This window comes from Rhizobium gallicum bv. gallicum R602sp, from assembly GCF_000816845.1.
Classification (GTDB): Bacteria; Pseudomonadota; Alphaproteobacteria; order Rhizobiales; family Rhizobiaceae; genus Rhizobium; species Rhizobium gallicum.
In genome coordinates this window covers 787169-806598 of sequence record NZ_CP006880.1, presented here as the reverse complement: position 1 = coordinate 806598, position 19430 = coordinate 787169, and the positions used below count along the sequence as shown (strand labels likewise).

The 19430-nt window shown below is 59.3% G+C and carries 18 protein-coding genes and 1 pseudogene; 10 read left to right on the top strand and 9 right to left on the bottom strand.

The features are described from left to right. Positions 1-113 precede the first annotated feature (113 nt). From RGR602_RS27010 to RGR602_RS27000, 3 genes are all read right to left on the bottom strand, one after another. On the bottom strand, positions 114-677 hold the full coding sequence (locus RGR602_RS27010) for a hypothetical protein (protein WP_040115088.1): 564 nt from the start codon (positions 675-677) through the stop codon (positions 114-116). 177 nt (positions 678-854) lie between these two features. Then, complete coding sequence (locus RGR602_RS27005) at positions 855-1577, bottom strand: L,D-transpeptidase (RefSeq protein ID WP_040115087.1); 723 nt, start codon at positions 1575-1577, stop codon at positions 855-857. A gap of 117 nt (positions 1578-1694) precedes the next feature. Beyond that, positions 1695-2630: a LysR family transcriptional regulator gene (locus RGR602_RS27000; RefSeq protein WP_040115086.1), complete on the bottom strand. Its 936-nt coding sequence runs from the start codon at positions 2628-2630 to the stop codon at positions 1695-1697. A gap of 837 nt (positions 2631-3467) precedes the next feature. Here RGR602_RS27000 and RGR602_RS39535 point away from each other — a divergent pair. Further along, a complete protein-coding gene (locus RGR602_RS39535) occupies positions 3468-3956 on the top strand; it encodes a hypothetical protein (RefSeq protein WP_323808296.1) in 489 nt (162 codons plus the stop codon). Further along, positions 3902-5677, top strand: a complete 1776-nt coding sequence (locus RGR602_RS26990; RefSeq protein ID WP_246703752.1) for a prolyl oligopeptidase family serine peptidase — start codon at positions 3902-3904, stop codon at positions 5675-5677. The genes RGR602_RS39535 and RGR602_RS26990 overlap by 55 nt, the downstream gene beginning before the upstream one ends. Positions 5678-5903: 226 nt before the next feature. On the opposite strand, the gene RGR602_RS26985 is transcribed toward RGR602_RS26990, so the two are convergent. Further along, on the bottom strand, positions 5904-6353 hold the full coding sequence (locus RGR602_RS26985) for a MarR family winged helix-turn-helix transcriptional regulator (protein ID WP_040116506.1): 450 nt from the start codon (positions 6351-6353) through the stop codon (positions 5904-5906). A gap of 67 nt (positions 6354-6420) precedes the next feature. Here RGR602_RS26985 and hmgA point away from each other — a divergent pair, with 67 nt between their 5' ends. The 3 genes from hmgA to maiA are packed head-to-tail and all read left to right on the top strand — an operon-like array spanning position 6421 to position 9500. Next, a complete protein-coding gene (gene hmgA / locus RGR602_RS26980; protein WP_133938222.1) occupies positions 6421-7776 on the top strand; it encodes a homogentisate 1,2-dioxygenase in 1356 nt (451 codons plus the stop codon). Between the two features lie 39 nt (positions 7777-7815). Further along, positions 7816-8832 carry a fumarylacetoacetate hydrolase family protein gene (locus tag RGR602_RS26975; RefSeq protein ID WP_040115083.1) on the top strand — a complete coding sequence of 339 codons (1017 nt, stop codon included), beginning with the start codon at positions 7816-7818 and terminating at the stop codon, positions 8830-8832. An 8-nt stretch (positions 8833-8840) separates the two neighbouring features. Next, on the top strand, positions 8841-9500 hold the full coding sequence (gene maiA / locus RGR602_RS26970; protein WP_133938220.1) for a maleylacetoacetate isomerase: 660 nt from the start codon (positions 8841-8843) through the stop codon (positions 9498-9500). 9 nt (positions 9501-9509) lie between these two features. Here maiA and RGR602_RS26965 read toward each other — a convergent pair whose 3' ends face one another. From RGR602_RS26965 to RGR602_RS26955, 3 genes are all read right to left on the bottom strand, one after another. Then, positions 9510-10457, bottom strand: a complete 948-nt coding sequence (locus RGR602_RS26965; protein ID WP_052451772.1) for a lytic transglycosylase domain-containing protein — start codon at positions 10455-10457, stop codon at positions 9510-9512. A 67-nt stretch (positions 10458-10524) separates the two neighbouring features. Beyond that, positions 10525-11688, bottom strand: a complete 1164-nt coding sequence (locus tag RGR602_RS26960) for an aminotransferase (RefSeq protein ID WP_040115080.1) — start codon at positions 11686-11688, stop codon at positions 10525-10527. A 25-nt stretch (positions 11689-11713) separates the two neighbouring features. Then, positions 11714-12745 carry a LysR substrate-binding domain-containing protein gene (locus tag RGR602_RS26955; protein ID WP_040115079.1) on the bottom strand — a complete coding sequence of 344 codons (1032 nt, stop codon included), beginning with the start codon at positions 12743-12745 and terminating at the stop codon, positions 11714-11716. Positions 12746-12912: 167 nt separating this feature from the next. Here RGR602_RS26955 and speB point away from each other — a divergent pair, with 167 nt between their 5' ends. The 5 genes from speB to RGR602_RS26930 all read left to right on the top strand — a co-directional run bounded on the left by speB (position 12913) and on the right by RGR602_RS26930 (position 17911). Continuing rightward, positions 12913-13974, top strand: a complete 1062-nt coding sequence (gene speB, locus RGR602_RS26950; RefSeq protein ID WP_040115078.1) for an agmatinase — start codon at positions 12913-12915, stop codon at positions 13972-13974. 59 nt (positions 13975-14033) lie between these two features. Continuing rightward, positions 14034-15122, top strand: coding sequence for an ABC transporter substrate-binding protein (locus RGR602_RS26945; RefSeq protein ID WP_040115077.1), 1089 nt, complete (start codon positions 14034-14036; stop codon positions 15120-15122). Positions 15123-15228: 106 nt separating this feature from the next. Beyond that, positions 15229-16266: an ABC transporter ATP-binding protein gene (locus RGR602_RS26940; RefSeq protein WP_040115076.1), complete on the top strand. Its 1038-nt coding sequence runs from the start codon at positions 15229-15231 to the stop codon at positions 16264-16266. Then, complete coding sequence (locus RGR602_RS26935) at positions 16263-17117, top strand: ABC transporter permease (RefSeq protein WP_040115075.1); 855 nt, start codon at positions 16263-16265, stop codon at positions 17115-17117. Before RGR602_RS26940 ends, RGR602_RS26935 begins: the two co-directional genes overlap by 4 nt. Beyond that, the gene (locus tag RGR602_RS26930) at positions 17114-17911 is read left to right on the top strand and encodes an ABC transporter permease (RefSeq protein WP_040115073.1); all 798 of its coding nucleotides are present in this window, start codon (positions 17114-17116) and stop codon (positions 17909-17911) included. The genes RGR602_RS26935 and RGR602_RS26930 overlap by 4 nt, the downstream gene beginning before the upstream one ends. Positions 17912-18150: 239 nt before the next feature. Here RGR602_RS26930 and RGR602_RS26925 read toward each other — a convergent pair. Both RGR602_RS26925 and RGR602_RS26920 read right to left on the bottom strand, forming a co-directional pair. After that, positions 18151-18336, bottom strand: a pseudogene (locus RGR602_RS26925) (alcohol dehydrogenase catalytic domain-containing protein); the annotation flags it as partial. 119 nt (positions 18337-18455) lie between these two features. Further along, positions 18456-19118, bottom strand: coding sequence for a hypothetical protein (locus RGR602_RS26920; protein WP_040115071.1), 663 nt, complete (start codon positions 19116-19118; stop codon positions 18456-18458). Positions 19119-19430: the final 312 nt, after the last annotated feature.

Here is a 19430-nt window from a genome sequence, read left to right as displayed (position 1 = left end):
TGCCGCAATGTTCCCTGCGCATCTACATGGACGGAGCGCTCTGCCGGGCTGCCTGCATCCATATTCGCGGTCGTGCGCGTTTGCAGTGAGCTGTGGTTGTGCCGCCACTGCGCCTAATCTGATGGCGTGGTGAGAAGCGACAGGTAGCTTTTCGCTCTTTCGGTAAACTCGCGGTCGATGTCGGAGAGGCCCTCAAGCCTTGCATGGCGGGCGTCGATTACCGCTTCGAGGCGATCTGTGATTTCCGGATCCGACGCACGGGCGTGATCGACCAGAGCGCGAACAACAGTTTTCAATACGAAATTCTGTGCGGAGAGTGCCAGCTGTTGTCGTTCACTCTTGTCTCTTTCGATATCCTCCTGCCGGTCTTTCTTCCCCCCTAGTGCTGCCGAATTGCCGCGCTCTTTCTCCCAGTGACGGGCAACGGAGCGGCCCATATAGAGGATCTTCCATGCCGTTTCTGGATCTCCGCCGGTGTTGGTTCTCAAGTCGGCCCCGCACAGGCGCAGGAACAGGTGGCGGAGGACGGCGTCCGCGAAGTAGTCTTGTGGTGATCTGCCGACACCGAGCGACTGAAGTTCATGCCCTGCGGTCTGGGCGGCGCGCTCAATGGCTTCATCGACAGCGGCGGTCAGGGTCTTATCTGCCTCCTGGAATAGGCGGGGCTCTTTCTGCATGCTATCCTCTAATGCCAGCTAGGCTCCTGGGCAGTGGCTCACTTGCGAAGAACCTCCTCCCACTCACGATGACGACGGGAGTAATTGCGGTCCCTTCTCATCAGGCGTCCTCGACCGCTTGCCGTATAAGGCGTTCACAGACCTTCCGGTTCCGCCAAGTGAATCTTATCTCGGAAACTATACCGCCCTGATAAAGGGTTCCTGATGCACGACAATCGGTGCATGATAGGGGACTCGGCCATAAAGGTCGACGATGTCGTGGTTGATCAATCTGACGCATCCGGAAGAGACGCTCTTGCCGATAGACTGCCACTCGGGACTACCGTGCAACCGATATAGAGTGTCTTGCCGGTTCTGGAAGATGTAGAGCGCCCGTGCCCCGAGCGGATTCATGATCCCGGGATCCATGCCACCGTTTGCAACGGAATATATTTCCAGCTCCGGCTGACGAGCGATCATCTCTGCAGGAGGTTTCCATCGTGGCCATGGCTGGCGCCAGTGGATGATACCCTCGCCCTCCCAGGCAAAGCCATCTCGGCCTATGCCGACGCCGTAGCGCATGGCCGTACCGCCCTCTTCAACAAGATACAAGAAGCGGTTGGGCGTATCGACGACCACCGTGCCAGCCTTTTCTCCCGTCGGGTCAGCAACACGCTGGCGATAATACTTCGGGTCCATATTCTGGTAGGGGATGGCAGGTATGAAATGCCCTCCGTCCTCGAATGCCGCATAACGAGCTTGAAGCTCAGGATCTGATGAAATTGGCGACGGTGATTGAACCTGCTTCGAGAGCGTCATCTGCTCCGGCGTTCGGTTGTTCGTCGCGCAGCCGGCAAGAGCAGCGGCAGCGGGGCCAAGAAGAAAGGTGCGGCGGGATAAATGATGGGTCACTAGCTGCATAGATTGTACTCACTGGTCTCTAACCGTTGCCAGAACGGGAACATGTCTGGACCAGAAGAACAATTTCGAGCAAGTAATGTCTATCGTTTATGGAGTGATTGCGCCCATAACTGATTGTTATATGACACATCCTAAATCATCCGCACTTTGGCTTATTCCTTCAATTTCTTTCAGACGCGGCATGACGAAGTCGGTAAAGGCGCGCACCACGGGACGCATGAACTTGTTCGACGGGTAAGCAAGGAACGCCTCGGTCGGCTTCACTGCGTAGGCGGGAAGCACGCGCACAAGCCTGCCTTCGGCGATCAGGTCTGTTACGAGACACCATTGCACCTGTCCGATCCCCCGACCCGCCAGGAGCGTGTTGAGAAGAACGTGAGCGTCATTCGTCCGGAAGACAGGTTTGACCGGAATCTCGATTGTCGGAGATGCAGATCGCATCAGCGGCAACATATTCTTGCCCGACAGGACGACGAAGGTCGAAATTATGCTGAGACTTGACAACTGCTCCGGAGACCTCACCTCGCCGACGCGTTCGAGATAGCTGGGAGCGGCAACGAGAATACGTTGCATCCAGCCGAAGCGCCGGGCAATGACCTCCTGAGCCTCTATCCGGCCATAGCGTAGGGTGAGATCAAAATTCTCATAGATGAGATCGACGGTACGATCGTCCAAGACAAGATCGACGGCAATTTTTGGATACAGGTCCTGAAAATCCAGAAGGATGCCGTGAAGGTGCTTTGAACCGATACAGGATGGCGCGTGAATGCGGAGGTTGCCTTCGATGTCGCCTACGTTCAAGCGGATACCCTCAAGGGCAGCATCGATGGATGCGATCGCGCCGCGGCTTGCCTCGTAAAGTTCCACACCGTGTGCGGTCGGGCGGATATTCTGCGGCGATCGCTCGAGAAGCCGTGCATTCAGATGTCGCTCAAGATTGAGAAGATGTTTTGTAACAGCGGGCTGCGAGATACCGAGATCTCGCGCCGCGCCGGTCATGGAGCCCTTCTCTACTGTTCTGATGAATGCCTTCAGGGCTGCGTTCAAATCCACTTATAACTCCTGGCTATCACATCGGTGATGCCATAACTAAAATGCGAATGTGGCCATGCCGCGACTGATCGTGAGTTCAGAAGCCCGTATTTCGAGGTTTAAGGTCGGGGCCTTTTGGGGTGAGCTGATTCTCTGCCTCGAACTCAGTCGTGACGACCACTGCAACGTTCCCGAACGTTGTCCGAAGGATGTATGACTAACGCGCCGCGCGCTGATTTTTCTCGGTTGTGTGCTTAGCGCCGGAAAGGCGCTTCCAAGCGGGGATCGGACTGCTCCCAGAGCATTTTCCAAACTCAGACAATGTTGCCGCAATCTTCTCCTGCTCTGTGGGGTTTTGGCTGGTCATGGCGGCCGCGGGGCGCCGCTGTGTCTCGCTCGCGTCGCCAACAAACCACCAGCGCTCATTCTCGAAAGGAGATCAACAGAATGCTGCAACGCCCTTCCATTGACAATCGTCGGCCCGCGGTAACCATCCTCTCCATCGCCCTTCTTGGCCTCGCTTTATCAGCGTGTGTGTCGGCGGAAGAACGGCAGTACAGGGACGCGAATACCTGCCAGAGCTTTGGGGCACCCTACGGGTCTCGCGCTTATACGAACTGCATGCTGGAACAACAGGCGCGGCGCGACAACGCGCGACGGGAGTCGCTCGAGCGGACCCGATTGACGCAAGAGATTGCGAGAGACGCTCAGGTTATGGCCGATCGCGCGCGCTGGGACCGCTGCCGGCGGGATCCTGATCGGCGCGAGTGCAGGCGATAGTCGGCCGCTGATATTTCTGTACGCCGGCTCCACGTCGCCGCGGCAGACGCTGCGGCGCCCGACAACAAGGGGTTCCTCATGAGATTGCTTATCCCGCACTTTTTATGGCGCAGGTCCTCACCCAAGCGCGAGGCACGGCGTTCGTTGCGAACGGGGCTGGCCGCCCTGTCGGCGACAGCATTGGCCATTGCTCTCCTGCCGCAAATTAGCGGGGCTTCCGAAAACAAGGGAAACACGATGACCTATCCGCCCACCGAGCGCACCGACACGGTCGACACGCATTTCGGCACAACGGTGGCCGACCCCTATCGCTGGCTGGAAAGCGACATCCGTCGCGATGGGAAGGTTGAAGCCTGGATTACCAAGCAGAAAAATTTGACCGAAGACTACCTCGCCACGCTTCCAGGTCGCGACCTGTTCAAGCTGCGCCTCCAGGCGCTTTTCGACCACGAACGCTCCCGATGCCACCTGAAAAGCGCGGCGATCGTTATTTCTTCGTCCGAAGTGCCGGTTTGGAGGCGCAACCCGTCCTGTATGTCCGCGAGAACGGAACGGATCGCGTTGTAGTCGACCCCAACAGTTGGTCTGAGGACGGAGCAACCGCGCTCGCCGAATGGGCGGTTTCGCATAACGGCCGCTATCTCGCCTACGCCATCCAGGAAGGCGGCGCCGATTGGCGGATCATACGCGTGATGGATATCGACACCGGCAGGATCCTCGATGACGAGATCCGCTGGGCGCGCTTCACGAAGATCGGGTGGGCGCAGGATGATTCCGGCTTCTTTTACTCCCGCAATGCCGAGCCAGAAGAAGGTGCCGCCTTCGAAGCGCAGGTGCTCGAGCATACCGTCAACTTCCACCGACTTGAGACGCCGCAGTCACAGGACCGTCTTATCCACGCTTCCGACACTGATCAGCCGCTCATCCACATGGCGTTGACGACGGCGGACGGCCGCTATGTCGTGATCTATTCATCGCGGCTTGGAGGCGGCAACGGCATTACCGTCATTGATCTGGCGGAGGGATGGACGCCCGAAACGCTGGTCTCCTCGCTCGATCATGCATGGACCTTGATAGGAAACGTCGGCGCGCGGTTGTTCTTCACCACGCAGGAAGGCGCCGAACGCGGCAAGGTCGTCGCCATCGACTTCGATGCGAAAAAGCCGGCTTTCCAAGACATTGTCCCGCATCGGGACGATGCCGTCATTCTCGGAAGCAATATCGTCGGCGATCGGCTCGTGGTTTCCTACATGGTGGATGCAAAGACGCAGGTCGAGCGCTTCAAGCTGGACGGCACGCGCGATGGTGTTGTTGAACTTCCCAGCACCGGCACGGCTGGCGCCTTCAGGGGGGGGCCTGGCGACAATGAGTCATTCTACGTCTTCAGCAGTCAGGATACGCCAACTACGATCTATCGTTACGACGTGGCGACCAACACGAGCACTGTCTGGACGAAGCCCCGGATTGCGAGCGATCTCGATCAACTCGTCGTGGAGCAGCATTTCTTTGCCTCGAAGGATGGTACACGCATTCCGATGTTCGTCATGAGGCGTAAGGACGTGACAGGCCCGGCGCCGACCATGCTGTACGGCTATGGCGGCTTCGGAATTCCGCTCATCCCATATTTCTCTGCGGAAGCGCTAGCGTGGGTGGAGCAAGGCGGCGTCTACGCCATGCCCAATATCCGCGGCGGTGGCGAATATGGCCGGGCGTGGCACGAAGCCGGGCGGCTAGCGAACAAGCAGAACAGCTTTGACGACTTCATCGCCGCTGCGGAATTCCTGACGCGCGAGGGCATTACGCCGCCCGACGGGCTGGCGATCCACGGCGGATCGAACGGTGGCCTTCTGGTTGGAGCGGTGGTGAACCAGCGTCCGGATCTCTTTGCCGCGGCCTTGCCCGATGTCGCCGTGCTGGACATGCTGCGCTTCCCCCTGTTCACGGGCGGACCGTTCTGGACTCAGGAATACGGTGACCCGGCGGTGCAAGCCGACTTCAAGAACCTTCTGTCCTATTCACCGCTCCACAACGTCCAGGACGGCACGGACTATCCTGCCATCCTGACCACGACCGGCGACACGGACGATCGAGTAGTGCCGGCGCACTCGTTCAAATATGTGGCCGCGCTCCAGGCAGCCGCCCTTGGAAATCGGCCTCGGCTCCTACGCGTCGAAACGAAAGCGGGACACGGAGCGGGCAAGCCGACGGACAAAATCATCGCGCAGACGGCGGACATGTGGGCCTTCGCGGCACACTGGTCAGGCCTGCGCCTCCAAACCGGAAGGTAACCGACGGCGGCGGCCGTCCCGCCTTCGTCGGCAGCGAGTTCGTGGCTCGCTTGGTGTGCGCTTGTTGCTGATGGCGACAAGCGCACACGTCCATTTCGGGGATTTAGCGTCTGATCGCAGTGCTCTGGCGTGGTGGAGCGCAGTTTTGGGCTATTGTGGGATACTGTAGCGTGGTTGCGGGGGCGGGATTTGAACCTGCGGCTCTTCACGCTCGCGCCCATAGGAGCTAACTGCGTCGTGTCACCATGGCAGCCTCCACAGCACTCAAGCCGGAGGAAAGCGCCTTTAGGCCGTCCTCGCCAAGAAGGAACGCTACTTCCGCCGAATAGTTAACGGCGAGCATCGTCAGCTCGCCATAGGCAGTGCTTCCGGCAGCCGTCAACTCGAGATATTCGAGGCGGCGGTCGTCTTCGTGCTGCGTCCGCTTCAGCCAGCGGCGTCTCTCAAGTGAGAAAACCGCCCGGCTGACCTTGGTCTTGTGCATAGTCGAATGAACGCCGATCTCCTTTGCCGTCATACGCCCCGAACTCCCAAGTGCTGCCAACGTGCGCCACTCCGGCCGCGTCAGGCCATACTTGGCCTTGTAGGCGGCTGCAAAACGCAGCGCGATGAACTCCGCGGCGCGATTGAGGCGAAACGGCAGGAACTGCTCGAGGTCGAACTCGCCGTTATTCATGGCTTCCTTGATAGTTACAAAATCGACAGTTACGTTTGTAACCATATCTGCAGAGGAGGTGCAAGCGATGCTGGACAAGACGAGGAGCACGGCTGCCGATGCCGTCGTCAACAATCCGCAATACATGCCGGGCTTTGGCAATGATTTCGAGACGGAATCCTTGCCCGGTGCGCTGCCGCAGGGCCAGAACAGTCCGCAGAAATGCAATTACGGGCTCTATGCCGAACAACTGTCAGGCTCGCCTTTCACCGCGCCGCGCGGCACCAACGAACGGTCCTGGCTCTACCGCATTCGCCCGAGCGTGCGCCATACAGGCCGTTTTTCCAACGCCAGTTATCCCTTCTGGAAATCAGCACCCTGTCTCGATGATCATTCGCTGCCGCTCAGCCAGCTGCGTTGGAACCCGATCCCGGCACCGGCGGAAGAACTCAGCTTCCTCGCCGGCATCCGCACGATGACGGCGGCCGGCGATGTCATGACCCAGACCGGCATGGCGGCCCATGCCTATGTCTTCAATGGGGACATGGTTGATGACTATTTCTTCGATGCTGATGGAGAATTACTGGTCGTGCCGCAGCTTGGCGCCATCCGCGTGTTCACCGAAATGGGCATCATCGACGTCGAGCCTTTGGAGATCTGCCTTATTCCCCGCGGCATGATGTTCAAGGTAACGCGCCTCGGCGAGGGCGCCGAGTGGCGCGGTTATATTTGCGAGAACTATGGCGCCAAGTTCACGCTGCCAGATCGCGGACCGATAGGCGCCAATTGCCTTGCCAACCCGCGCGACTTCAAGACGCCGGCGGCCGCCTACGAGGACAAGGAAATCCCGTGCCGTCTCCACGTCAAATGGTGCGGCAAGTTCTATGCGACAGAAATCGGCCATTCGCCACTCGACGTCGTGGCCTGGCACGGCAACTATGCGCCGTTCAAGTATGATCTGCGCACTTTCGCACCCGTCGGCGCAATCCTCTTCGACCATCCGGATCCCTCGATTTTTACTGTGCTGACGGCGCCTTCGGGCGAAGAAGGGACGGCCAATGTCGATTTCGTCATCTTTCCGCCGCGATGGCTGGTGGCAGAACATACCTTTCGTCCGCCCTGGTACCACCGTAACATCATGAGCGAGTTCATGGGGCTCATCCATGGTCAATACGATGCCAAGGCGGAGGGTTTCGTGCCGGGGGGGATGAGCCTGCACAACATGATGCTGCCGCATGGGCCGGACGCCATGGGCTTCGAAAAGGCATCCAGCGTCGATCTGCAACCCGTGAAGCTCGACCAGACGATGGCCTTCATGTTCGAGACCCGCTATCCGCAGCAACTGACACGATACGCAGCCGAGCTTGAGACCCTGCAAGATAACTATCTCGAATGCTGGGACGGCCTGGAGCGCAAATTCGACGGAACACCCGGCATCAAGTGAAGCCGCTTACCGGCTACTCAAGAAACGGAACTCAAACGCATGAAGCTTGCAACCCTCAAGGACTCCACCCGTGACGGCCGCCTTGTCGTCGTTTCCAAAGACCTCAGCCAATGCTCCGAAGTCGGCCATATCGCGCGGACGCTTCAGGCCGCGCTCGACGACTGGGCACACGCCGCGCCACGCCTAGCAGCCGTTGCGGAGGGTCTGGAAACCGGCGCGCAGCCAGCCATGCGTTTTCACGAGCACGATGCCGCATCGCCGCTCCCGCGCGCTTATCAATGGGCGGATGGTTCAGCTTACGTCAACCACGTCGAGCTGGTTCGCAAGGCGCGCAACGCCGAGATGCCGGCAACCTTCTGGGCCGAGCCATTGATGTATCAAGGTGGCTCCGACAGCTTTCTAGGGCCACGCGACGCCATTTTGATGGCGGACGAGTCCTATGGTATCGACATGGAAGCGGAGATCGCCGTCATCGTCGATGACGTGCCAATGGGCTCCACCATCGACGAAGCGCGCAGCGCCATCCGGCTCGTCATGATCGTCAACGATGTTTCCCTGCGCGGCTTGATCCCGGCCGAACTTGCAAAAGGTTTCGGATTCTTCCAGTCAAAACCCTCCTCTGCATTCTCGCCGGTTGCGGTAACCATAGACGAGCTTGGTGATGCCTGGCATGGCGGCAAGCTGCATCTGCCGCTCCTCGTCGACCTCAACGGCCAGCCCTTCGGGCGCGCTAATGCCGGTATCGACATGACCTTCGATTTCGGTAAGCTTATCGCCCACGCTGCCAAGACCCGACCGCTTGGCGCCGGCACCATCATCGGCTCCGGGACGGTCTCCAACAAGCTGGAGGACGGGCCGGGTAAACCGATTTCGCAAGGCGGCGCCGGCTATTCCTGCATCGCTGAGATCCGCATGATCGAAACGATCGAGACCGGCGCGGCCGCAACACCCTTCATGAGGTTCGGCGATACCGTCCGCATCGAGATGAAGGATGCGCACGGGCGCTCGATCTTCGGAGCCATCGAGCAGGTCGTTGCGAGATACGAAAGGCAGTGAGGTCAGACATGGCCAGCGATACCGTTCTTTTCGATTACTGGCGCTCTTCGGCAAGCTATCGCGTCCGGATTGCACTCAACATGCTGGCAATCCCTTATCGGTCGGTTCCCGTCGATCTCCTGGCAAGCCAACACAAGCAGGCGGCTCATCTCGAGCGAAATCCCCAGGGTCTAGTTCCCGTGCTTGCCATCGACGACGAGATGCTGACGCAGTCGCTCGCCATCATCGAGTATCTTTCGGAAACGCGGCCGAACGCAGGCCTGCTGCCCTCGGATGCTTTGGGTCGCCAGCGCGTCAGGGCGCTTTCCTATGCCATCGCAATGGACATTCATCCTATCTGCAATCTGAGCGTCGTTTCCCACGTCATGCAGCAATCGGACGATCCGAACGCTGCCCGGCTGGCATGGATGGGCAAATTCATCCGCGAGGGTCTTGGCGCCTTTGAGCGTATGTTGAAGGCGCCGGAATCTGGTGAGTTCTGCCACGCAGATCAGCCCACCATGGCCGACCTTTGCCTCGTGCCGCAGTTCTACAATGCTCGGCGATGGAACGTCGATCTTTCTGCCTTCCCGCGCGCGACGGCCATCGCAGAGAAATGCGAAAGGCTGCCTGCGTTTGCTGCGGCTCATCCCGATCGGGCGGCGGCCTCGAATTCTTCGGCCAACTAGAAGAAGCACTTATTCATTCTTGAATACCAGGCAGACGCCGCCGCGCTTGCGCACCTCGGTGCAGACCTGATTTGCCTCCGTCCTCGTTTGACGGGCAGCGCGAGCGACATATCGCGGCCGGTAACCGAAGCTGCGGTCACGCTGGCGTAAAATCAGCGGTTTCTCGGCGTTCAGAGGCGCCGGCAACTTGCGAACGTCTTCGAGGAAAAGACTGCGTGCCGCTGCAGGATCGAAGTGCGCGGCGAGTTGCGCGCCCCAAGGCGCCCACTCGCCTTCGGGCTGCCAAGGCGCATTTTTTAAACGGCGGCTTTCGGCAAGAGCGGTGCAAGCCTCCAGGAAGGTCTTGTCCTTGTCGAGTTCACGTGCCGCTTTCTCGGGCGGGCTTTTTTTCCATTCTTCAACGCTGTGTGCGGTTATCGCCGTGACATAGCTTCGTGTTTCGAAAGGCAACGTGCCATGTTCGAGGAATGACGAAAGACCGTTTTCGCCGGCATTATAGGCTGCCGCCGCAAGCCCCAGGTTACCGAATCGGTTACGCAGTTCATTAAGATAGGCCGCCGATGCCTGCAGCGCACTCAGCGCATCATAACTGTTTTCCAAGCCGCGCAGCTTGGCAGTGCCCGGCATGAATTGGGCGATTCCTTCAGCGCCTTTCGGACTTAGCGCATCGGGGCGGAAACGGCTTTCCCGCCAGATGAGCCGTGCAAAATAATCAGGAGGAAGTCGGTTAGCACGCGCAAAATGATCGATGGCCGTGCAGATGTCGGCGCTGAAGCTCTCCTTTCTAACGCAAAGGGCCGGCCCGATTGCGGAAGCCTCTAGAGAATAAAGGCATGCCGGCGGCGCGGCACTCCATTCGGGCTGGGAATGCGCACGGTGGCTGCCAGAAAAAGTGGCAATGAACGCAGCTGCGATCGGCGCAAGTCTTTCAGCTGCCTTCCCTATGGAGCCCCTCATCGGTGCCCTCTCCCCTACTCCATCGGACCGTCGGGGCGAGACTATCACAAAATTGCGCGGAAGCCGCCTATCGCAGACGGCCGCGCAACTGCGAGATCACGCCAACATCGGCATTGGCGAAGGCGAGCCGGAGATAATTCTCCTGTCCCTCGCCGAAATAACTTCCGGGGATACAGATCACTCCAGCATCCTTCGCCAGCCTTTCCGCCACCTCGGCGGAAGGTGTGTTGCCGTAAGGATGCCGGATGAAGGCAAAGTAGGCGCCGACGGCGGCGATCGACCAGCCGTCCGTTGCTGCCATGACCGCTTTGAGCGCATCGGCGCGGCGGGAGATCTCCAACCGATTTGCTACGCGCCATTCCGCCAGGATCGGAAGCGCTGCCGCTACGGCGACCTGAGCCGCCCGCGGGGCGCAGATCTGCATGTTGTCCATGATCTTGGTGATCTCGCCGACAATGCGCGGACCTGCTGTGATCGCCCCCAATCGATGTCCCGGAATACAGAAGGATTTGGAAAAACTGTAGAGGAGGATGAGCGTTTCTTCCCAGCCCTCGATGGAGAGCAGGTCGTGCGGCGCTCCGGCATCGGTTGGCAGAAAGTCCCGATAGGTTTCGTCCAGGATCAGCCATGCCCCATATTTTTGGCAGAGCTGAAAGAGTTCGCGAAGCAGCGCCGGCGGATAGACAGCACCGGTCGGATTGTTCGGCGAAACGACCGCAAGGCCACGCGCTCCCGACAACAGGGCCTCTTCTGCCGATACCAGGCTCGGCAGGAAGCCTTTTGCGGCATCGCAATCGACGAGAACACGTCCGATCCCCAGCATCGAAAGCGTAGTTTCGTGGTTGAAATAGAAGGGATTGGTGAGCGCCATCGTCTCGCCCGCCTTGGCAAGCGCGATGGTGCTGCACATGAAGGCCTGGTTGCAACCGGAGGTAATATGGATGTTGGCGGCAGAAACGCTCGCGCCATAGACGGCCGACACATGTGTCGCATAAGCCTTCCTGAGCACCTCCTCCCCCTCGATCGCCCCATAGCTGGTCATGGCCGGAGAGGCGGCCGCCTCGCCGAGGAACCGCAGCATCTCGGGATGCGCCGGATAGCCGGGTACAGCTTGGGACAGATCAATCAGCGGCCCCTTGGCACCATCATAGTCACCCGCCCAGGCAAGTACGGAAGGAATGGGCGGCGGCGACAGACGGGCGATCAGCGGATTTGGATGAGCAAGCGGCATTCCAGGGCTTTCCTTCAGAGATCGATCAGGATTTCAAACGGCGCTTGACGGGCCGTTGTGCCGCAGCGCGGGCGCGGGAGACAGGCGTGAAGCTTTCAGCCGACCCCGCCAAGGCGTCAACGCGTCCTCGCCCGCGGATCGCACGGCGGGCCGACGCCTGCGGTTCTGCTCCGCGGTCGCTTTCCAGCGCTGAGAAGAACCAGTCGACAAAGACCTTGACGATCGGCGCGGAGCGCACTTCGTGTCGGCAGGCAACATAAAAGGCGTCACTGGCCGGAACGGAGAGATCGAAGGGGACGACGAGTTCGCCTTGAGCTATCAGGCTACCGGCCGTAATCGTATCGCCAAGTGCGACCCCCTGCCCGCTCAAGGCCGCCTCCGTCGAAAGCCGAGCATCGCTCATGAAGTGCTGCCTGCCCCGCGGCATGTCCAGCGCGTCAGCTGCCGCCAGCCACGTGTTCCATTCGCGTCCATCGTCGCCGTGAAGCAGAACATGGTCGCGCAGATCGCGCACCGAACGCACTGCCCGGCTGTTCATCAATGTTGGGCTGACGACCGGAAAAAGCTGCAGGTTGCTCCAAAGACGCGCCCAGCAGTCCAGCCAGGTCCCATCACCATAGAGAATACAGACATCGATATCCGGCGAGTAAAGCAGCTCAGGATCATTGGAGGCGACGAGCGTCAGGCTGATATCGGGGAACTGTTCGCTAAACTGGTGCATGCGCGGAATCAGCCAGAAGGACAGCAAAGCCGGAACGCATGAAATTCTAAGGCTCCCGCTTGTCGACGGACGGGTCACCAGGGCCGTTGCCGCCGCAATGTTCTCGAATGCATGTGTCAGAGCCGGCAATAGCAGGGCAGCCTGCGGCGTAAGCTTCAGGCGTTTGCCATTGCGCTCAAAGAGCGGCGTGCCGAAGACCGCCTCCAGCGCCTTGATCTGATGGCTGACGGCACCATGGGTAACATTGAGCTCGCGCGCAGCCGCCGAGACCGAGCCCCGGCGGGCAGCTGCCTCGAAAGCACGCAGAGAATTCAGAGGCGGCAGTCGGTTGAACATGGCTACCTGTATGTGAATAAATCTCACGCTTACTGCTATAACAATGTGAGTTGCATTTCCAACCGTTTTGTTGGGTAATGCAGAAAAAGCAAGAACGACGAGGGGAATGACGTGATGCCGCAGCAAGGTTCCGCTTCCCCGCCGTTAAAGACAAGAGGTGAACCGGAATGGTCTGGAATCAGACGAAGCTCGAAGAACTGCGCGCAAAATTTGCCAACAACCACGGCGGTGAGATATTCGATCCCGACTTTCGCAAGGTAGCCGACAAGATCTTTTCAAAAACCGGCACGCGCCTTGCGCCTTATGCCGGCGTTCCGACATTCCTCAGCGCACCCTATATGCAGGTTGCCGCCGACGAGCCGGATTTCGGCAATCTGCAGGTTGCAATCACCGGCGTTCCGATGGATCTCGGCGTCACCAACCGCCCGGGATCGCGCTTCGGACCGCGGGCACTGCGCGCAATCGAGCGCATTGGTCCTTATAACCATGTGCTGGGCACGGCGCCGCTGTTTGATTTGCGCGCAGCCGATATCGGCGACGTGCCCTTCCAAAGCCGTTACCGGCTGGAGCTCAGCCATGACGACATCGAAAAACGCATCGGCCAGATCGTCGAGGCAGGCGTCGCACCGCTTTGCGTCGGCGGCGATCACTCGATAACACACCCGATCCTCAAGGCCCTCGGCAAGAAGCAGCCGGTCGGCCTGATCCACATCGATGCGCATTGTGATACCGGCGGCGCCTTCGACCAGACAAAATTCCACCACGGCGGTCCATTCCGCAATGCCGTTCTTGACGGCGTGCTCGATCCGACACGCACAGTGCAGATCGGCATTCGCGGTTCGGCAGAATATCTCTGGGAGTTTTCCTACGAATCCGGAATGACCGTGATCCACGCCGAGGAGGTGACCGGGATGGGAATGTCCGCGATCATCGAGAGGGCAAAGCAAGTCGTCGGCAATGCGCCGACATATCTCTCCTTCGACGTCGACAGCCTCGACCCGAGCTTTGCGCCCGGCACCGGCACGCCCGAAGTCGGCGGCTTGACGACGCGGGAAGTTCTGCAATTGATCCGCGGCCTGAAAGGGATCAATCTTGTTGGCGGAGATGTTGTCGAGGTAGCCCCGCAATATGACGCGACGACGAACACCGCCCATGCCGGCGCCCAGGTCTTGTTCGAAATCCTGAGCCTGATGGTCTTCAGCCCGTCCATCGGCAGCAAGGCCAGCTAATAATCGGCAACGACCGGAAACTGCAACATGTCAGACCAAACAAAAGAGGGAACAAAGCCATGAAATCCATTCTCGACAAGGCGGTCAGCCGCCGAAACCTGCTGGCAAGCGGCGTCGCTGCCACCAGCATGCTCGCCATGCCCTCCATTCTGCGCGCGCAGGACAAGTCGCTGAAGGTCGGCGTTTATGGCGGCTACTTCAAGGATTCGTTCGACAAGAACGTTTTCCCGGAATTCACGAAGGCAACCGGCATTGCCGTCGAATCGGTGGCCGAACCGACGGGCGAGGCGTGGCTGGTGCAGCTGGAGCAGGCTGCCAAGGCCGGCCAGGCGCCTGCCGACCTTTCGATGATGTCGCAGGTCGCAATGCTCAAGGGCCAGGCGACCGAACTGTGGACGCCGATCGACACAGCAAAGCTCAAGAACGCCTCAGGCCTCATCGACCGCTTCGTGAACAAATATCCGGATGGCCGTGTTGCCGGCGTCGGGGCCGTCGCGTGGTACATCACACTCGTCACCAATACCGACGTCTTTAAAGAAGCGCCGACCTCCTGGAATGCCCTTTGGGATCCGGCAAACGCCGACAAACTCGGCTTGCTTGCCCTTGTTTCCAACTCGTTCCTGTTGGAAGTGACGGCCAAGACGCATTTCGGCGGCACGAACGCGCTCGATACGGAAGAGGGTCTTCTGAAGGCGTTCGAAAAGCTTGCCGAGGTGAAGCCGAATGTCCGGCTGTGGTATCGCGACGAGGCACAGTTCGAGCAGGCGCTGAAGTCCGGTGAAATCCCGATGGGACAGTATTATCACGACGTCACCGGCCTTGCGGCCGCCGACGGGTTCCCGGTCCGCTCGACCTTCCCCAAGGAGGGCGGAATCCAGGATTCCGGCTGCTGGGCGTTGTCGCGTGCCTCCAAGAAGGCGGAAGAGGCAAATATTTTCATCGACTACATGTGCCAGCCGGCCATCCAGGCACTGATGTCGCGCAAGGTGGGCACCGCGCCAACGATCAAGCGCGAGTTGCTCGACCTGACCGACAAGGAGTTTGCAGCCGTCGCCTCCGACATCGAGCCGATTACGCCACGCTACGATCTGTATCAGACCAAGTCCGATTGGCTGAACCAGAAGTGGACGGAACTCATAGTCGGTTGAGCTTTCGAGACTGAACGCTCCATAAAATGCATGCGCCTTGCCCCTTTGAGGGCCAAGGCCCATGCGGGGGCAGTCGTCCTATCCACGTGGCCCATGCGGGGGATTTATGTCCGGACTGACACTCAACAATGTCACCAAACAATTCGGCGCCTTCACCGCCGTCGATAATGTGCAGCTCAACGTTCCGCATGGCACGTTCGTCTGCCTGCTCGGACCCTCCGGCTGCGGCAAGACAACGCTGCTGCGCATGATAGCCGGTCTCGACGTGCCGACGAGCGGCGCCATTGTGCTCGACGGCAACGACATTACGGCCGTCCCGACCCACAAGCGCGATCTGGGGATGGTGTTTCAGTCCCTCGCGCTTTTCCCACACCTGACCGTCGGCGAAAACATCGCCTATCCACTGCGGATCCGGGGCACGGCCAAGGAAGACCAGAGGAAGCGTGTCGATGAGCTCCTGTCGCTGATCCATTTGCCGGGCTATGCAGACCGACCAGTGAACAAGCTTTCCGGCGGCCAGCGCCAGCGTGTCGCAATTGCTCGTGCACTGACAATTTCGCCGAAGCTCTTCCTGCTCGACGAACCGCTGTCGGCCCTTGATGCAAAACTGCGCGAGGCGATGCAGGTGGAGCTCCGGCAGCTGCAGCAGACGCTTGGAATCACGACGATCGTCGTGACCCACGACCAGCGCGAAGCAATGACGATGGCAGATACAGTCGTCGTCATGAACAGTGGCGAACTGCGCCAGGCAGCAAGCCCGATCGAGATCTACCGCCGTCCCGCCGACCGCTTCGTCGCCGATTTCATCGGTTCGACCAACCTGCTCACGACAGAAGCCGACAGCGCCGGCCGCGCAACGGTCTTCGGCAAGGTCATCGAAGGCGTTCTGCTTCCTCCCGGCCTCAACAGGGCAACGATCTCGGTGCGGCCGGAGGACGTGCATCTGACAGCGCCAGGTGGCAACACCATTGCTGGCAAGGTAACCTTCATTCGCGATCTCGGCGGCACGATCGAGACCTTCCTAGATCTATCCGGAACACAGGTCGTCGCCGTTTCGACACCACGCGAAAGACCTGCCGTCACCGTTGGCCAAGAGGTTGGCGTCAAGCTCTCGCCGGACGTCTGCGTGGTACTGCTCAAATGAGGCGTGAACCACCACAAAAAATTGCCGATTACTGGCCGCTTGCCTTCCCGGCAGGAATGCTGACGGTCTTCTTCGTCATTCCTTTCGCAACGATGATTGCCGTCAGCTTTTTCCAGCGGCAGCAGGGCGGCTTTTACACGCCCGCCTTCGTATTCGATAATTACGCCCGCTTCGTCAGTCTGTTTTTCGGTAGGGTGCTGGGCTTTTCGCTGATGCTTGCAATTGCCGTCGCGATCTGCTGCATCGTGCTTGGCATTCCATTCACCTATCTGCTGACGCGCATGGGGCGCAAAGCTCAGGTGATTTGGCTGGTGGCGCTGCTGGCGATCCTTTCGCTTTCCGAAGTTATCATCGGCTTTGCGTGGTCGACGTTGTTCTCACGCACCGCCGGCATCACCAATCTGCTTGTCATGGCAGGCGTCATGCAGCAGCCCGTGGCTCTGACCCCGAGCTTCGGCGCGGTGCTGGCCGGCATGGTCTATCAAGCCCTGCCTTACACGATCCTGATCCTCTATCCCGCGCTCGTTCGGCTTGACCCCACCTTGACGGAAGCGGCGCGCACGCTCGGCGCATCGCCGGTCAAGGCATTTTTCACGGTCGTCATACCGACATTGCGCAACACCATTATCGCAACGCTCATCATGGTCTTCATTTTTGCGCTCGGCTCCTATCTGCTGCCGCAGATTCTCGGGCGTCCGTCGCACTGGACCTTGTCTGTGCTGATCACCGATCAGGCTATCTATCAGTCGAACATGCCCTTCGCCGCCGCAATGGCCGTCTTTCTGGTGCTGGTGACGCTTGCCATGGTGGGGCTGACGGTGCTGATCGGCCGAAAGGGAGAAGCGGCATGAACACGCTGCTCCGCCGTCTGTATTTTTCGTTTATCGGACTTTTCCTGGCGGCACCCATGATCGTCGTTGCCGGGGTATCGGTGAATGCAAAACAGAGCCTCACCTTCCCGCCCCAAGGCTTTTCGCTTGGCTGGTACGGTGAGATATTCACCAATCCGGAATGGCGCAACGCGCTTTTCGCGTCGCTCACGCTTGCGGTTCTGTCCGCAGCACTTGCAGTGCTCATTGCTTTGCCGCTTGCCTGGTTCTTGTGGCGGAGAATTGCGCCATGGGCGAACATCTTCCAGCTTTTGGGCATCGCGCCTTTCACCTTGCCACCCGTCATCACCGCACTTGGCCTCTTGACTTTCTGGGCGACGACCGGCTTTTACGGCGCACCGTGGACCGCCGTGATCAGCCACGCGATCTTCTTCGTCACATTGCCGCTGGTGACGCTGTCGCTCGGCTTCACCGCAATCGATCGCTCCTTCGTCGAAGCGGCGGCGACGATGGGGGCGAATGAGAGGACGATATTTACGACGGTCGTCTTGCCGCTGATCCGGCCGTACCTGATTTCGGGTTACGCCTTTGCGTTTGTGCTTTCACTGAACGAATACATCGTCGCCTATATGACAGTCGGCTTTACCATGGAAACCTTGCCGATCAAGATCTTCAACGCACTGCGCTACGGCTATACGCCGACAATGGCCTCGGTAACGATCCTCTTCGTCGCGACAGCGGCCCTCATATTCGGCTTGATCGCCCGCTTCGGTGATCTTCCAAAGCTATTGGGAGCAATGGCATCAGAAAAATGAACGAACGCCTATTGGCTACTGCAACATAGGAAGATCGTGCAGAGCAGAAAGAGAGCCACCGCTGTTCCCGGCGGATCCGACACCCCTGAGCAGCACTTTGCCGAGGACTTCCTTTTCGAATTGTGCTCGCAAATCCTCAGACATGAAGCTGCGGAAATTCGTCTCGACCGACTCGGGAAGCAGCACGTTTACGCTAATCTAGAGAAAGAGTACCTACTCATCCGACAGTTCCTTCTCGAAAAGCCGCGTCGGAAGAAGCAGCACTCGCCACAGGAAATGGTGAAAGGAGCAAGGACTCGGTCGCCGATCTTGAGGTGCTTGTTGTCCTTGCCGACTTCGACGACCTCGCCCATGGTCTCATGACCCATGATGTCGCGCCTATGCATGTCCGGCATGACGCCGTTGAAGAGACGAAGTTCATCGCCAGACGGCTGTCGTCGAGATAGCGGGTCAACCCGTCGCCGAGCCAGCATTTAGTGGATCGCGGCCGCGACGTCGGATCGGCCCGACAACCTCGCCAGAGCGGCGCGCACCCCAGAGCCGCTCAACCTTCCAGCATGTGATCCGCCAGGCTGTAGCAGTGGCTCGTACCGTAGGCGTTCCGACCTCGGTTCATGTGCGTCAGATTGAAAGTCCGAATGGCGCGCAACACACGGGGGGTCGCGAGGAATTTGTGGATTGAGCCGGAGCCTCGCACAGTGATGCCGAAAATGTCCTCGCCGCGCGGGAAGAAATAGCCGACGTCTTCTGGCATCGTGACGCAGTGTTCGAGAAAGGATTCGTCCACATGGTCCTGCGCCGATGAATGGTCCGTGGTGAAATTCGAAAGATGCACCAGGACTCTCGCGCGGATGCCCTCGCCGTCTGCATAGAGAGTGAAAAGCTCCATCCAGCTCGCATTAACGCGGATAAGCGGCTTGTCGGAGGTCGACGGCAGACAAGAAACCGACCAGTAGTTCCGCTCGGTCTTGCGCGGGAGGGGGATGCAGTTTTGGCCGTAGAGCCTGAGAACCTCCAGAACTTCTTGTACCTGCGGGCGGCGAAGCAGCTTCTGAAACCGCGCGATGTACTTGAAGCGTTGTTCCAGAGACTCCGAGCGCTCGTCGGCGTCGCGCAAGTACATCTTGCCTTCGATCCAATTGCGCTGCTGCTCGGGATTCAGAAACTGGCGCAGGCCCGTGGTGCTGCGGCGGCGAGTCGTACTCATGACAGATGCATCCGCTCGTCCTCCCGTCCGAAGTGCCGCACCCGACACGATGCGACTTATGACCCTTGCCATCGGAGCGATTTTGCCCATACAAAAAGTGCGACAGCGCAAGCTATGGTACACTATCAGTCTGATTGAAAAATCGTATTTCTCGAAGCGAGGTGCGTATCCAAATTCCCGCACCGATTTCCGCTCACCTACTTGCGCGGTGCTTAAGGGAGGAAGTCGGGCATCGACCGGGTAGGCGTCAGGTGAACAGTTCTCTGCGGGAGCAGTGGCGGTTATGTCGCCTTCGACTGAACCAGTATCCTG

Excerpts from the sequence above, each read along its gene's own strand:
- RGR602_RS27005 (WP_040115087.1), bottom strand. The coding sequence starts at position 1,577 with ATGCAGCTAGTGACCCATCATTTATCCCGCCGCACCTTTCTTCTTGGC.
- RGR602_RS26975 (WP_040115083.1), top strand. The coding sequence starts at position 7,816 with ATGAAGCTTGCAACCCTCAAGGACTCCACCCGTGACGGCCGCCTTGTC.
- RGR602_RS26965 (WP_052451772.1), bottom strand. The coding sequence starts at position 10,457 with ATGAGGGGCTCCATAGGGAAGGCAGCTGAAAGACTTGCGCCGATCGCA.
- RGR602_RS26935 (WP_040115075.1), top strand. The coding sequence starts at position 16,263 with ATGAGGCGTGAACCACCACAAAAAATTGCCGATTACTGGCCGCTTGCC.
- maiA (WP_133938220.1), top strand. The coding sequence starts at position 8,841 with ATGGCCAGCGATACCGTTCTTTTCGATTACTGGCGCTCTTCGGCAAGC.
- RGR602_RS26940 (WP_040115076.1), top strand. The coding sequence starts at position 15,229 with ATGTCCGGACTGACACTCAACAATGTCACCAAACAATTCGGCGCCTTC.
- RGR602_RS39535 (WP_323808296.1), top strand. The coding sequence starts at position 3,468 with ATGAGATTGCTTATCCCGCACTTTTTATGGCGCAGGTCCTCACCCAAG.
- RGR602_RS26960 (WP_040115080.1), bottom strand. The coding sequence starts at position 11,688 with ATGCCGCTTGCTCATCCAAATCCGCTGATCGCCCGTCTGTCGCCGCCG.
- RGR602_RS26955 (WP_040115079.1), bottom strand. The coding sequence starts at position 12,745 with ATGTTCAACCGACTGCCGCCTCTGAATTCTCTGCGTGCTTTCGAGGCA.
- RGR602_RS27010 (WP_040115088.1), bottom strand. The coding sequence starts at position 677 with ATGCAGAAAGAGCCCCGCCTATTCCAGGAGGCAGATAAGACCCTGACC.
- speB (WP_040115078.1), top strand. The coding sequence starts at position 12,913 with ATGGTCTGGAATCAGACGAAGCTCGAAGAACTGCGCGCAAAATTTGCC.
- hmgA (WP_133938222.1), top strand. The coding sequence starts at position 6,421 with ATGCTGGACAAGACGAGGAGCACGGCTGCCGATGCCGTCGTCAACAAT.
- RGR602_RS26985 (WP_040116506.1), bottom strand. The coding sequence starts at position 6,353 with ATGAATAACGGCGAGTTCGACCTCGAGCAGTTCCTGCCGTTTCGCCTC.
- RGR602_RS26920 (WP_040115071.1), bottom strand. The coding sequence starts at position 19,118 with ATGAGTACGACTCGCCGCCGCAGCACCACGGGCCTGCGCCAGTTTCTG.
- RGR602_RS26945 (WP_040115077.1), top strand. The coding sequence starts at position 14,034 with ATGAAATCCATTCTCGACAAGGCGGTCAGCCGCCGAAACCTGCTGGCA.
- RGR602_RS26930 (WP_040115073.1), top strand. The coding sequence starts at position 17,114 with ATGAACACGCTGCTCCGCCGTCTGTATTTTTCGTTTATCGGACTTTTC.